Origin of the sequence: Natrinema gari JCM 14663, from assembly GCF_000337175.1 — an archaeon.
Lineage (GTDB): Archaea > Halobacteriota > Halobacteria > Halobacteriales > Natrialbaceae > Natrinema > Natrinema gari.
The window spans coordinates 54,876-68,964 of the sequence record NZ_AOIJ01000040.1; the positions used below are offsets into that span (position 1 = coordinate 54,876).

12 protein-coding genes are annotated in these 14,089 nt (G+C 63.9%); 8 read left to right on the top strand and 4 right to left on the bottom strand.

The annotated features are described in order from the left end of the window. Nucleotide 1 precedes the first annotated feature (1 nt). Nucleotides 2–1,195: an MBL fold metallo-hydrolase gene (locus C486_RS05715; RefSeq protein ID WP_008454045.1), complete on the bottom strand. Its 1,194-nt coding sequence runs from the start codon at nucleotides 1,193–1,195 to the stop codon at nucleotides 2–4. 242 nt (nucleotides 1,196–1,437) lie between these two features. On the opposite strand from C486_RS05715, the gene C486_RS05720 reads away from it, so the two are divergent. From C486_RS05720 to C486_RS05740, 5 genes are all read left to right on the top strand, one after another. Next, on the top strand, nucleotides 1,438–1,686 hold the full coding sequence (locus tag C486_RS05720; RefSeq protein ID WP_008454047.1) for a sulfurtransferase TusA family protein: 249 nt from the start codon (nucleotides 1,438–1,440) through the stop codon (nucleotides 1,684–1,686). Further along, complete coding sequence (locus tag C486_RS05725) at nucleotides 1,683–2,261, top strand: DsrE/DsrF/DrsH-like family protein (protein WP_008454049.1); 579 nt, start codon at nucleotides 1,683–1,685, stop codon at nucleotides 2,259–2,261. The genes C486_RS05720 and C486_RS05725 overlap by 4 nt, the downstream gene beginning before the upstream one ends. A 228-nt stretch (nucleotides 2,262–2,489) precedes the next feature. Continuing rightward, complete coding sequence (locus C486_RS05730) at nucleotides 2,490–3,899, top strand: sodium:solute symporter family protein (RefSeq protein ID WP_014863982.1); 1,410 nt, start codon at nucleotides 2,490–2,492, stop codon at nucleotides 3,897–3,899. A gap of 673 nt (nucleotides 3,900–4,572) precedes the next feature. Next, entirely contained in the window at nucleotides 4,573–5,649 is a 1,077-nt protein-coding gene (locus C486_RS05735; RefSeq protein ID WP_008454056.1) for a SagB/ThcOx family dehydrogenase, read from the top strand. Between the two features lie 30 nt (nucleotides 5,650–5,679). Continuing rightward, entirely contained in the window at nucleotides 5,680–6,378 is a 699-nt protein-coding gene (locus tag C486_RS05740; protein WP_008454057.1) for an SDR family NAD(P)-dependent oxidoreductase, read from the top strand. A gap of 35 nt (nucleotides 6,379–6,413) precedes the next feature. Here C486_RS05740 and C486_RS05745 read toward each other — a convergent pair whose 3' ends face one another. The 3 genes from C486_RS05745 to C486_RS05755 form a co-directional block, all read right to left on the bottom strand. Then, on the bottom strand, nucleotides 6,414–7,580 hold the full coding sequence (locus tag C486_RS05745; RefSeq protein ID WP_241432469.1) for an MFS transporter: 1,167 nt from the start codon (nucleotides 7,578–7,580) through the stop codon (nucleotides 6,414–6,416). An 86-nt stretch (nucleotides 7,581–7,666) separates the two neighbouring features. After that, nucleotides 7,667–8,773: a SagB/ThcOx family dehydrogenase gene (locus C486_RS05750; RefSeq protein WP_008454061.1), complete on the bottom strand. Its 1,107-nt coding sequence runs from the start codon at nucleotides 8,771–8,773 to the stop codon at nucleotides 7,667–7,669. A gap of 138 nt (nucleotides 8,774–8,911) precedes the next feature. Then, nucleotides 8,912–10,255, bottom strand: a complete 1,344-nt coding sequence (locus C486_RS05755) for a 4Fe-4S binding protein (protein WP_008454063.1) — start codon at nucleotides 10,253–10,255, stop codon at nucleotides 8,912–8,914. Between the two features lie 428 nt (nucleotides 10,256–10,683). Here C486_RS05755 and C486_RS05760 point away from each other — a divergent pair, with 428 nt between their 5' ends. From C486_RS05760 to nikC, 3 genes are read left to right on the top strand one after another with little or no spacing between them, the layout of a single operon-like run. After that, a complete protein-coding gene (locus tag C486_RS05760) occupies nucleotides 10,684–12,222 on the top strand; it encodes an ABC transporter substrate-binding protein (protein WP_008454064.1) in 1,539 nt (512 codons plus the stop codon). A 7-nt stretch (nucleotides 12,223–12,229) separates the two neighbouring features. Then, complete coding sequence (gene nikB / locus C486_RS05765) at nucleotides 12,230–13,180, top strand: nickel ABC transporter permease (RefSeq protein ID WP_008454066.1); 951 nt, start codon at nucleotides 12,230–12,232, stop codon at nucleotides 13,178–13,180. After that, nucleotides 13,177–14,085 carry a nickel transporter permease gene (nikC, locus tag C486_RS05770; protein WP_008454067.1) on the top strand — a complete coding sequence of 303 codons (909 nt, stop codon included), beginning with the start codon at nucleotides 13,177–13,179 and terminating at the stop codon, nucleotides 14,083–14,085. Before nikB ends, nikC begins: the two co-directional genes overlap by 4 nt. Nucleotides 14,086–14,089 lie beyond the last annotated feature (4 nt).

Genomic DNA, 14,089 nt, shown 5'->3' on the forward strand with positions numbered 1-14,089 from the left:
GTTAGTCACCGGCGAGCGACTCCTGGCTCGCCGCACAGTTGTTCGGGCCGAGCTCGAGTTCGAACGCGTCCTCGTCGTCGGCCGTCTGCTGGCCGAGGTTCGTCGGGATGATCTCCTCGTAGTTGGCCGGTCGAGGCGGCATATCCGAGAGGATCAGTTCGACGAACGCGTCTTCGTCCATCGTCAGGGCGTCCATCTCTGCCTCGAGTTGCTCGAGCGGTGCGGTGTAGGTCCCGTCTTCGGCGGGCTCGGCTGCGTCGCTGGCGTGAGCGCCGCCGATCAGCGTGTCGTCGGGGAGGGACAGCACGCGCTCCTGGAGCGACTCGTAGAGCTGCGCGGCCGCCTCGGGAGCGCCGTCGTCGCCCTCCTCTAAGTCGGGCCGGGCGACGCTCTCGACGAACAGCCCGTCGCCGGTCGCGAGCAGCGAGCCGTCGAGCAGGTACGCGGTCATGCCGGAGGTGTGGCCGGGCGTGAAGACGGTCTCGATCGTCGCCGAACCGACCTGAAACTCGTCGCCGTCCGCCGCGAGCGTCATCTCGTCGGCGTAGGTGACGCCGCGGTCGACCGATGCCTCGGGGATGACGCCCTCGACGCCGACGGCGTCGAGCGCGCGGACCCCGGAGATGTGGTCCGCGTGAACGTGCGTGTCGATCGCGTACTGCAGATCGGCACCGAGTTCGTCGGCGTCCTCGAGATACCGATGGGTGAACGCGCGCAGCGGGTCGATCACGGCCGCCTCGTCGCCGTCGACGAGGAAGTAGCCGAGACAGCCCGTCGCAGGGCGCTGGTACTGATACAGCCGTCCGCTCCCGTCGTAGCGCTCGATTTCGACGCGGTCGTAGACGCGCGCCCAGCCGTTCATCCCGTTCTCGAGGTGATCGACATCGTAGCCACGCTCCGTCAGCGTCCCGGCGACATACTCGCTCGAGCCGCCTTTCGCACACACAACGGTAAATTCGCGGTCATCGGGAAGCCGTGCAAGAACGCTGTCATCGATTTCGTCGTCTAAGAACTCGAAATACGGGATGTTGATGGAGTCGACGTTCCCTCCGTCGATCTTCCACTCGTCGTACTCCGATTCCATACGGGTGTCGAGGAGCGTGAGCCCCTCTCCCGCGTCGATTCGGTCCCGCAACTCGGCAGGGCTGACCGATTCGATTTCCGCGTCCGGCGTTGGAAAGTCCATGTCGTCCATGTTGTACAGTTCCCGGTATCGGCTACTCGCACTTAAGGTTTTGTGTAGTAGTCCCCCCATAGCACAATACAGTGGCTTCGAGGACAGGACCAGAACCGATAATGTGCCCACAGTGGCCGAACATGGGCAAATAGTGGCTTACTGGTGCATATGGATGTTTGTGTATTGTACAATAACCGATGCCCTTTTATTGGCGCAAGCTATATTGTGCAATAGCTCCAATACGGGGCACAGAGAAAATCATGAGTTCGGAATACCAGACCACGGAAACGCTGGACGTGACAGGACAGTCCTGCCCGATGCCCGTCGTGAAGACCAAGCAAGCGATCGACGACCTCGAGGCCGGCGACGTGCTCGAGGTCGTCGCGACGGACTCGGGCAGCATGAGCGACATTCAAGGCTGGGCCGAGGGTACCGACGGCGTCACACTCCTCGAGCAGGTCACGGACGCCGATCAGTACATCCACTACGTGGAGAAGACAGCAGAATGAGTACGGAGCACTCGTCGCCGACCGACGACGCCGACCTCGAGTTCGACCCCGCCGAGTTACAGGCGCTGCGCGAGCGCGTCGCGGAACTCGAGGAGACGGTCGCCGACGGCGACGACGGGACGAAAATGACGATCGTCGCCACCCAGGGGAGTTTCGATATGGCATACCCGCCCTTGATCCTGGCGAGCACGGCCGCGGCCTTCGGCTGGGATGTCGTCGTCTTCCACACGTTTTGGGGCCTCGACATCCTCCACGAGGAGAAGTCGGCGGGCCTCAAACTGAGCGCCGTCGGCAATCCGAACATGCCGGTCCCAAACGCCATTGCCGCACTTCCCGGCATGGACACGGTGGCCACGAAACTGATGCAAAAGCGGATCGACGACAACGGGACCGCCACCATCGAGGAACTGATCGACCTCTCGCTCGAGAGCGGCGTCGATTTGCAGGCCTGCCAGATGACGATCGAGTTGATGGACTACGATGAGGACGACTTCTACGACGGCGTCACTACCGGTGTCGGCGCGGCCACCGCATTACAACACATGGCCGACTCCGACATTCAACTCCTCGTCTAGGCCGCGACCCGTTCGACTCGGGACGCGTCAGGACGTTCGGTTTCGCTCACGGTGTTCCGATGTCGGTATCGTGAGGCCCGTCATCCGATGGCACTACCCACGTTTCGAATTTGAAATTCGTCCCGCCGAATGACAGCATATGTCAATCATGGTCTATAATTCCCCCTTCGCATTCTGAAACAATTTATCAGGTAGATATTTAAGACATGAATTTCCAACCACTGCCGTATGGCAGTTCAAAGCGACGTGACCTTGCTTTACATCGTGGCTGGATATCTGGCCGTGATGCTTGGCGTCGGTGTCTGGGCATACGGCGAAACCGAGACGGCTGAGGACTTCATGGTCGCCGGTCGAAGCCTCGGCGCGGTCGTCATCGCCGGGACGCTGCTGGCGACGTGGATGGGGTCCGGGACGGTAACCGGCGGCGCGAACTCGATCGCGTACGATAACGGCCTGATCCCCGCGATCCTCATCGGGACAGCCTCCCTCATCGGTATCGGCGTGTTGAAGGCGCTCGCACCGCGTATCAGGCGGTTCGACAAGCTCACGGTCCCCGAAATGATCGGGGAAGAACTGGGCGACGAAGGGCGGATCATCAGCCTGCTCGTGATCGCGTTCGCGTACGTCGGGATCGTCTCCTACCAATTCATCGGTATCGGGTTCGTGTTGAACGTGACGACCGGGCTCTCGGTCATGCAAGGAACCCTCCTCGGAACGGCCCTCATCATCGCACTCGCGGCGATGGGCGGTCTCATGTCGGTCGCGTACACGGACGCGATCAGCGCGTTCCTGATGCTCGTGGGCCTCGTCATCGCGGTTCCGTTCGTGTTCTTCGAGGCCGGCGGCTGGTCGGGCATCACCGCGAACGTCCCCGCAGCCCACCTCGATACGCTCGGTAACCTGTCGTTCCTCGAGTTTTTCGCGCTCTGGGCACCGCCGCTCCTGTTGATCCTTGCCGACCAGAACATGTACCAGCGGATCATCGCCGGCGAAACCGACGACGGAACGAACGCGGGACTGATCGCCTGGTTCGTCGGCGCGATCGCGACGATGACGCTGGTCCCCCTGATCGCGTTCGCCTCGCGGGCGATGTTTCCCGCACTCGACCCGGGAATGGCCCTGATCGCGACGACGACCACGCTCCCGACGTGGGTCGGCGGTCTCCTTCTCGCCGCCGCGACGGCGTTTATTATCACGACCGGGAGCTCCTACCTGCTGTCGGCCTGTACGAACCTCTCACAGGACCTCTACAAGGGATTCATTAATCCCGACGCGCCGGACGAACGGATCTTCTGGCTGACGCGGGTCCTCGTGGTCGTCCTCGGGCTCTTCGCGTTCGTCCTCGGTCAGTACTTCCCGACCATTCTCGAGGTCCAGATGTACTCGTACACGGCGTACGGGGCCGCGATCACGCCGCCGCTGCTTTCGATCTTCCTGTTCCGGGATCGCCTGACGAAAATCGGCGGACTCACCGGGATGGTCGCCGGTGCCGTGCTCGCGGTTTCCTGGGACACGGTGCTCGGCAGCCCGTACGGATTGGACGCGGTGATCGTCGCGGCACCGATCGGGTGTGTACTCATCATGCTTGTCAGTTACCTCACGAGCGCGCGGTCGTCGCCGTCGCCGACCAAGGCTTGAGCGTCCGCCGACGAACGGTCGGCCGTTTCGGTGATGGCTGTGGCTTTCCGACTGTTCGTTCCGAGTGCGATCGAAATCACCAATCCGTACATCGGTGTGCAGACGAGCCCCCTTGGATACTCGTCATAAACTGGACCACGACCGACGGCGCACAGCGGATCCCTCACGCACGGAGCGTCTCGAACGCCTCGACGACGTGCTGCCGGTGATCGCTGTCCGCCTCGGCGTAGCCGGCCGCCGGCCCACCCATGCCGAACTGCTGTGTTCGCTCGTGGTTGGCCGTCGGTCGGTATGTGAGTCGTCTCGTCGACCGAGAGTGCGGATCGGGCGTTCATTCGCCAGTTCCCTGGTGGGATTTCGTCCGAGCACCTGAACGTAGATTTTTCATAACTATACCAGAATTTTTTATACTGCAACCGTTGGTGTATCGCGTGGGTGTAATACCCATGACAGAATACGACATCGAAGAGGTCGACGACGACGAAGAACCGGCGCTCCATCAGCATCACAAGGTCGTCGAGTCCGACGACTGACGACTTTCGGACGATCCACGGGGACGCGACCGGGCGTCATCGGATGCCCGCGGCCGGCGAAATGACGTCGGCCCGGTAGCGCCCGTGGGTTTCCGATTTTCGGGACCGGACGAGAGAAACTGAACGATTCGACGATACGTATGAAGGTTAGAACGAACAACCTCGTGCAGTTCGACTGGAACGGACCCGCGGACGGTGGCATACGCGGGACCGTGTTCGTCGACGGAACGACGAACACGTACGAACTCGACGACATCGATGTCGTCGAAGTCCTCGAGTACGCGTTGACGGCCCGTTCGAAGGACGACCTTCGAACGTTCGCTTGCGACTCCCTCGAGTGTGAGACGACGGCGGCCGACGACCTCCTCGACACGCTGATCGAGACCGGCTTCCTGCTGCCGGACGATCACGAGAACTTCGTCGCGTATCGGACGTGGATGGACAAGGGCTGGCAACGGGCGCTGTTCTACCATCTCCGTACCCGAACGGCGGATGTCGAACGGCCGACGCCCCCCGACGACCGGGAGGAGACGGCCCGGAGCGGCGAGTCCCTCGAGCCGCCGTCCGCGACGGCTCGAGACGGGCCGCGGCTCGACCTTCCCGACCCCGACGAACTCCCCGACGAGTCGTTTCGCGCGGTCGCATTGCGCCGACGCACCCATCGCAACTTCAGCGGTACCGAGATGGACTTGACGACGCTCTCGACGGTTTTACACCATGCTTTCGGGCCGGTGAAAGCGGTCTTCGATCACCTCGAAGAAACGCCGCTCGCCGAAACCGAGCCTGGTGCCATCCGGCGAGCGGGACTACGCGTGTATCCCGTCGTACAACGGTGTCGGGACGTGCCGCCTGGCGTCTACGAGTACGACATTCGAGAGCACGCCTTGGTCCGAATCCGGACGTTCGATACCGTCGAAACGGCCGACGACGCGGTTACTGATGCTGCACACCGGCAGAATCACCACACGGATGCGGCCGTCTCGTTGTTTTTCGGGTCGGTGTTCGACCACGATCAGCGATGGTGTCCGAAATCCCGCGGGCTTCGGAACAGTTACCTTCACGTCTCGGAACACGCGCATCGACTCGTCCTCGTCGCGACGGCACTGCGTTTGCGGAACTTCGTGACGCCGGCGCTCAAAGACGAGCGGATCGACGCGCTCGTTGGGGTCGAAGGGGACGACGAGGCGATCACGTACTTGGTCGCGATCGGTGAGTGACATGCGGGGACGCGTTCGGAGTGATCCGCGATGAGGCGAGTCGTGGTCGTCGCCGGCGTCGGGCCGGGGCTGAGCGCCTCTATCGTTCGCGAGTTCGCCGACCACGGATGGTCGGTCGGCTTACTCGCCAGGACCACCGATACGATCGGCTCACTCGCTCGAGAGATCGAAGACGATGAGACCGCGGCGGTTCCCGTCCAGGCCGACGTGACCGACCCCGGGGACGTAGAACGGGCGTTCGACGAGATCCGTGCGGAACTCGGAGCCGTCGACACCCTCGTCAATCACGCAGCCACCGTTTATGCTGGTGGCGTTTCGGATGTCACCGCCAGGCAGCTCGAGGAGATGTGGCGGGGGTGCGTCTTCGGCGCGTTCCTCTGTGTACAGGCGGTCGTCCCGAACATGCGCGATCGGAACGACGGCACGATCATCTTCACCGGTGCCGACGCCGGAACGCGTGCTCGAGAGGACGCGGTCGGGTTCAGCAGCGCGAAGTTCGCCGTCCGCGGACTCGCCCAGGGGATGGCGAAAGAACTGGGTCCGGACGGGATTCACGTCGCTCACGTCGTGCTCCACGGTGGAATGGATACGCCGCGTACCCGACGGGCGATGCCGGATATCGATCACTCGTCCCTTCTCGATCCGGACGAAATCGCGACGACCTACCGGCACCTCGCCGATCAACCGCCGCGATCGCGGACGACCGAAGTCGACATCCGGTCGTACTGAGCCCTGCATTGCGGCCCGCGGAACCGATCACTCGGTTATCCGGTTTCAGTGTCCACCCCGTCCCTGGAGCCGGCGGACGGAACGACGTCCTTCGGCACGGGCGATTCGACGACGACGAGGAGCCACAGTCCGGCGAGCATCACGACGGTCGTAATCGCGATCATGGTGATCGGAGACGTGACGTCCGCTATCAGCCCGCCGAGGGCCCTGAATCCGATCATAAACCCCATCGAGATCATCACGACCGTCGAGAGGATCGTCGCGCGGCCGATCGAATCGGCGTGGGCGTTCAGATACTGCTCCTGGAGCGGTTTACTGACGTTTCGAGCGACCCGACAGGCGAACAGGGCGAGCAGCGCCACGAGCGGAGACAACGGGGCGACGACGAACAGGACGCCGACGCAAAGCGGCGCGCTCACAAACCACCACCTGATCCCGACGATCCGTTCGATAGCTCCCGAAAAGAACGTGACGACGGCGGAAACGAGCGAAAACCCTGCGTAGAGCCAGCCGAGTTGGCTGATGTCGATCCCGATGCCCGTCGCGATCGGTTGCGTAAACGTCGCGACGAGACCGAGGTACGCCGTAAACAGACCGCTGTAGACGACGAAGGACCTGAGCCCCCGAACCGACAGGAACTCGCGGACGACCGGAAGTGCGTCCACCGGCGTGAACGCCTCGGCGTCGGACCGGTCGCCACCCGACGTCGACAAGCCGAAGACGGCGACGATACTGCAGAGATAGAGGCCGGCGTTCCCGAGGAACGGATACACCCAGTTTATCGTCGCCATCCACGCGCCGAGCAGGGCCGTACCGGCGCTCACCGCTAGCTTGAGCGCTTTCGCCCGCCCCTGAACGGCGGTGAACGCATCGGCCGCTTCGGCTCGAGTCAACCGATCATACAACCAGGCGGAGGCGACTCCGGAGCGAAAGACGATGCCGACCGCCCACACGACGTACGCGACGAGAAAGCCGGCGAACGTCCCCGAAACTCCGAACGTAAGCATGGCGACGATCGTGAGCGAACTGCCGGCGACGAGCATGCTCCGCCGGCCCAGCCTGTCGCCGAGATAGCCCGCGGGCACTTCGCCGAGCAACGTCGTGAGCGTAAAGAGCGCGGTCAGGAGTCCGATCGCCGAATAGGACAGCCCGCGGTGCCGAACGTATTCGATGATGACCGGGGCGATGAACCCCTGACTCATCGTCGCCCGATAGAGATAGTATCGACGGATGTCGCTTCGAGCGCGTTCGACGGTATTCGCGAGCAACGACTCGGTCAGCACGGGTGTCAGGGATCGGTAGACAGCGCGGCATAGGCGAGCAGCGGCTCTTCGGCGTGGTCGACGCCGAAGCAGTCCTCGAGGTACTCGTCGTCGAATTTGAACCCGGCCATCGTCGTCAATCCGGCCGCTCGAGCGGTGATCCTGAGCGTCTCGAGGACGTGCCCGAGATCGTGCAACAGGACGCGATACGTTCGCGGCTCGCGGTATCGCCACATGCTCCGTTCGACGACCGACGTACAGCCGATGAGAGCCGCCGGATCGGAGTCGATACCCCACAGCAGGGGTTTTTCGGGATCGGTGTCGATCGGGAGCCGTTCCAGGGCGTGCTCCCGAACCGAATAGTGGTAGATGCCGGCGGGGAGATCCGCCGCTTCGAACACGGCCACGTACCCTTCGGTCGGGTGACGCGCGCCGCCCGACGGAACCGGCTTTCTGAGCTTCGGCCCCTGGTGTTCCGTCTGCAGCTTGCCCGTCTCCCCGAACGCGAAGTACAGGATCGCAGCGAGGGTCCGCGCGTCGAGCGCGTCCCGGGTCGAATCGGCGCGTCCGAACAGCGACGTCGACAGCGCGTCGGCGACGGACACCCGTTCGGCTTCCTCGACCGGCGGTAACTCGATCCGCTCGTCGATGTCGTAGTCCTTGTAGATCGCCGGCGGTTCCTCCCGCGCCCGGTACTCCCGCATGATTTCGGTTTCCATTCCCTTGACGTCCTCGTAGTCGGAATTCTCGACCGCCTCGTCGATGAACGGATAGTCGCGGATGTACTCGTGATACTCCAGGGCGGCCCGCCAGCCGGTGGCCTCCCAGGAGGCGGTCCGACTTCCGTGCCGGTCCGCCGGGCGGAGAAATCCGGCCTCGATCAGGTCCGCGACGAGAGCGGCGGCGGCGTCCGCCGAGAGGTCAAGCGTCTCCAGCAGCGTCTCCTCGAGTTCGTCCCTCGAGTACCGCCCGTCTATCTCGGCGAGACCACGAAGGACCTCGGCGCTCGAGAGTTCGAACGTTCGGGTGGCAAGCGGGTCGATGGCCAGTAGCGACGGCTCCTCCGTCCGACCTGCCTGTTCGGTCGTCACGGACAAGAGTTCGTTTCGCGTATATTCGACTGTTCTTGTCATGGATTTCCAATCGACAATTAACAATATAACGCTTCTGGTGCAACTCTCACAACGGCGGCCGGGACGATACCCGACGGAACGGACGGTCGATCCGACCGCGATAGCTGGACGTTCTGTCCGTCCCGCCCCGGCCGGGCGCTAGGCGATCGGGTAGGACACGCCGGTTACCACGCCAACGGCCAGGCCGAAGGTGCTGATTGTCAGCAGCGCGAAGTGCGGGGCAAATGCCTTCGCCGCACGCCGTTTCGAGTCGGTCAACGCCGTCGCGACGTGCCAGGCGATCGCCCCGCTCCAGAGGACCGCGAGCCAGAGCCAGCCGGTGACGAAGAACGACACCCAGGCCGAAACGATCCCGGGACTCGCTCCCGGGGGAAGCGACAGGGGAATCCCTAACCCCTGTGCGACGACGGTCACGGTGTGGCCGCCGTTTTCCAACAGTCCGGCGATAACGAAATCCCCGAGCGCCCACATCAGGCCCAGCGGCGCGTAGCTGAGTCCGAACTTCGTGAACGACGTTTCCCAGTCGAGGCCGCTCCAGTCGCTTGCCAGCTTGTTGGCGACGGCGAACCCGACGAGTGCCGCGACGACGCTCGCGAGATAGGCCGTCGTCGAGACGAGCAAGCCCGGCAACCGTCCGCCGAGGGCGGTCAGGATTGCGCTGCCGAGGACGAAGTTGATCGGGATCGCACCCCAGATGACGAGTGCGATGATCGCTTCGTCGACCAGCGGGATCCGCTCGGTAATTACCTTAGCCCCGGGCCAGCGAAACCGGAGTTCCACGTCTTCGTCCGGCTGTTCCGACGTACACCTCATGCAGGCGGTACACCGGCGATCGGTGCTCAGGTAGTCGCTTTCGTACTCGAGCGTGGCACATTTGACGCCGGTTTCCTTGTTCTGGGCGACCTCGAGCGGGGAGAACTTCGCGGTGACGCTCATCACTCCCGTGGCGGGGCAGACGTACCGACAGAACGCCTGCCGCTGGTAGACGAGACTCACGGCCACGGCGACGCCGATGATCGCGAGCCAGTAGTACGGGACGCGACGCGGCAGATACGAGACGCCGAGGTCGGCCATTCCCCATCGCGCGAGGACGAAGGTAAACGTCGTTAGCGACAGGACCGAGAGCGGCAGCCCGAACGCGACCCGCTTCGATCGCGTGTACATCGGGAAATGGCGCTGGAGACCGAACCGCTGCGTGAACCGGACGATCGCTCCCAGCGGACAGAAGTAACACCAGATCCGGCCGAAAAAGAGGAGGCTAAGTATCATAATCGGTGCCCACCAGAACCCGAAGAACACGACGCTCCCGAAGTTCTGCCCGGAATCCGTCGGTCCGACCGCGGCTCGGTAGAGCGCGTAGAAGAACACCGCGACGGTGAGCAGGTTAACGGCATGCTGTACGTTCTTGTTCGTGAAAAGGAACCGAACGACCCTGTTTTGCGTGATCGTGATTCCCCTCTTCGAGGATCGATCTGCTGTCATCGGCGGTTTTTTTCTCCGAACGGATGTCAATCGTTTGGTGTGACACTCGAAGGAACTCGGATGAACGGCCTGGTGTCCGTCTCCTGTGACGGTTACGCGAAGCGAGGCGGTGCGAGTAGTGAAGCGGCGAGTGAGACGGCATGAGAGCGCTCTGTCACCCACTCCACGGGAATCCGTGTCGACACAGCGGTGATCGCGGGTCCTGTGCCTCGCTGGAGACCGATACGAAGCCAAACCAGAACGTTTACAACTGTACTTTCAGTAGGACAATTCAAGTTTCACATGGTCAGCATCGAACCGTTTGCACGGAGTGTCAGCCGCGGCGTATCGGCACCGTCGGCTGAGCGATCGTCCCGCGGCGGCGAGCGCTTTCGACGGCGTGACTCTCGAGACGACCTTCGAACCCGGCGGTCGACTGGAAGAGACTGATGGACAGTTCACGTCGACGGCTGCTCGCCGGCATCGCCGGCGGTGGACTCGCGTCCCTTGCCGGGTGTTCGGGGGCTAGCACAGCCGACGAGACCGCATTTACGATCGGGCTCGCGTCGGATCCGACCGACACCAGCCAGTACGACAACTGGGGCGGCATGACTCCGTACTGGACGCGCGTCATCGAGCCGCTGGTCTGGGGCACCGACGACATGCAACCCAAACCCTGGCTCGCGACCGACTGGACCGCGACCGACGACACCACCTGGCTGTTCGACCTCCGGGAGGGCGTCCCCTTCCACAACGGCAAGGAGCTGACCGCCGACGATGTCGTCTACACGTTCGAGGAGAACATCCTCACCGAACGCGGCGACTTCATCTACGGCTGGCTCCACCTCGAGCCGGGCAGCGTCACGAAGGTCGACGACTACACCGTCGAGTTCGAGACGACGGACCCGTTCCCCGGATTCCCCGGCACGATCGCCCACAACATGATCGACATCCAGCACCCGGACGCCGATCGGCAGGCCGGGAAGATCATCGGCACCGGACCGTTCACTCTCGAGGAGATCCAGCCCGGCCAGCACGTCCGCGTCGAACGGTTCGCAGACTACTGGGGTGGCGAACCGAACCCAACCGAACTCACGTTCCGGGCGGCCGAAGACGAGACGACCCGGACCGACCTCCTCGAGAGCGGTCAGGTCGATCTGATCTATAACCCGGCAAAGAGCCGGCTCTCGTTGCTTCGCGAGCGCGACGACGTTCGCGTCGACGCCCAGCAGTCCGCGGGGGCGGTATCGGTCTGGCTCAACATCCACCGCGACCCGACCGCCGACGTGGACCTGCGGCGCGCGCTCAACCACGCGATCTCCCAGGAGGAACTCGTCGGGACTGTGCTCGAGGGGGTCGGCGAACCCGCCCGCGGCCCGATTTCGCCGGTCATCGACTGGGTCGACGAGGACGAACTCCCGACATACGAGCGGGATCGAGACACCGCCCGCGAGCTCGTCGACCGGTCTGCCTACGACGGCGAGGAGCTGAGCTGCCTCGTCAGTGCCGACATGGACGACGGCAGGACGATCAGCCAGGTCCTCGAGTCCCAGTTCGGCGAGATCGGTGTCAATGTCGCCATCGAACTGCTCGAGAACGCGTCCGTCAAAGACCGGACGAACCGCGGCGAGTTCCACCTCCACATCGGGAGCACGGGATCGAACAGCCCCGGCGCGGACTACATCATGTGGGAGAATTTCCACACGATGGGCGTCGACAACAAGGACCTCTACGAGGCCGAGGGGACCGGGCTGTACAACCTCGGCGGCAAGGTCGACGACCTCATCGAGACCGGCTACCAGTCGCGCGATCCGGCCGCAAAGCGCGACGCCTACGTCGAAGCCCAGCGGAAGATCATGGCGGCAGCCGTCGTAGTCCCGCTGTTCTACCAGGAGTACATCGTCGCCGCCGACGCCGCGGTACAGGGCCTCGAACTCCACCCGATCGAACGGTTCGCCGAGTGGCGCGACCTGACGCGAACGGCCTGACGAAGCGATGATCAGCTACGATTACCTCGCATCCCGGCTCGCGACGTCGCTCGCCGTCACGTTCGGCGTCTCGGTCGTCACGTACGGCCTGATCTTCCTCACGCCCGGGGACCCGGCCGAGATCATTCTCTCCCAGCAACTCAACCGCCAGCCTTCCGCGGCCGAGATCGAGGCGTTCCGCGCGGAACACGGGCTGAACGATCCGGTCCCGGTTCAGTATCTGCACTGGCTGACCGACGTCTTCAGGGGCGATCTGGGAAGCTCCTACTACAGCGACACATCGGTTTCGACGCTGATCGTCGAGGCGGTGCCGCTGACACTCGAGTTAGCCCTCGCCGCGATGCTCGTCGCGCTCGCGATCTCGGTCCCCGCCGGCGTCGTCAGCGCCGTCCACCGCGGGTCCCCGATCGACTACGCGAGCCAGCTGGGCGCGCTGCTCGGCGTTTCGATGCCGAACTTCTGGCTCGCGTATCTGTTGATCCTGCTGTTCCCGCTGAAGCTCGGCGTCCTCCCGGTCGCCGGTGCCGGCAGTTTCGGCCACCTCGTGTTGCCGGCGATCACGCTCGGGACCGGCATGGCCGCCGTCGTCACGCGGCTCATCCGAAGTTCTATGCTCGAGGTCCTCGACGAAGCGTACGTCGACACCGCCCGCGCCAAGGGGTTGCGCGAGCGGATCGTCGTCTACAAACACGCGTTGCGAAACGCGCTCGTGCCGGTCGTGACGATCCTCGGGCTCCAACTGGGGACGTTGCTGAACGGGGCGGTCGTCGTCGAGATCATCTTCCAGCGGCCGGGGTTGGGTTCGTTGCTCGTCGACGCGGTCTTCGAACGCAACTATCCGGTGGTTCAAGGTGTCACCCTCGTCACCGCGATCGTCTTCGTCGCGACGAACCTGCTCGTCGATCTCACCTACCGGTACCTCGATCCCCGCGTCCAACTCGGGGGTGAGACGGCGTGATCAGCGCTCTCGATATCATCGTAACGGGCCTTCGACGCCGGTACCGGTCGATTCGCACGTCCCGAGCGCTCGCGGCGTTTTTCGCGAACCCCCTCAACGTCGCGGGGCTCGCGATCGTCGCCACCCTGTCGATCGCTGCCGTACTCGGCCCCGCCGTTGCCCCGTTCGATCCGGCGAGTCAGGATCTCGCAAACCGGTTACAGCCCCCGACGCTGGCCCACCCGATGGGAACCGATCAACTCGGACGAGATGTCTTCTCGCGACTCCTGTACGGGGCCCGGCTCTCGGTCGGCATCGCCGTCGCCGTCACCGCGATCAGGCTCGTCCTCGGGACGGCGATCGGTCTGCTTGCGGGCTACGCCGGCGGCTGGATCGACGAGTTCCTGATGCGACTCGTCGATATCCAACTCGCGTTCCCGGGCCTGGTGCTCGCGCTCGTGGTCGCCGGCATCCTCGGCCCCAGCCTGCGAAACGTCATGCTCGCGCTCGCGGTCGTCGGCTGGGCCTCCTACGCCCGCCTCGTCCGTGGCAGCGTCCTCTCGACGAAAGAACGCGAGTTCGTCGAGGCCGCCAGGCTGATGGGCGTCTCCCGGGTTCGAATCGCCGTCCGCCATCTCCTTCCGAACGTCGTCGGTCCGGTTATCGTCCTCGCCACCATGAATCTCGGGACGGTCATCCTCGGAACGGCCGGCCTCTCGTTTATCGGCCTCGGCGCACAGCCGCCGACGCCCGAATGGGGGACGATGCTCTCGGCCGGCCGCCATCATCTCCGTGGGGCGTGGTGGATCGCGAACGCCCCGGGTGCGGCGATCATGCTCACCGTCTTCGGGTTCAACCTGCTCGGCGACGGACTCCGCGACGTCCTCGATCCGAACCACGATACGACCCTCGAGAAACCGACGTGATCAC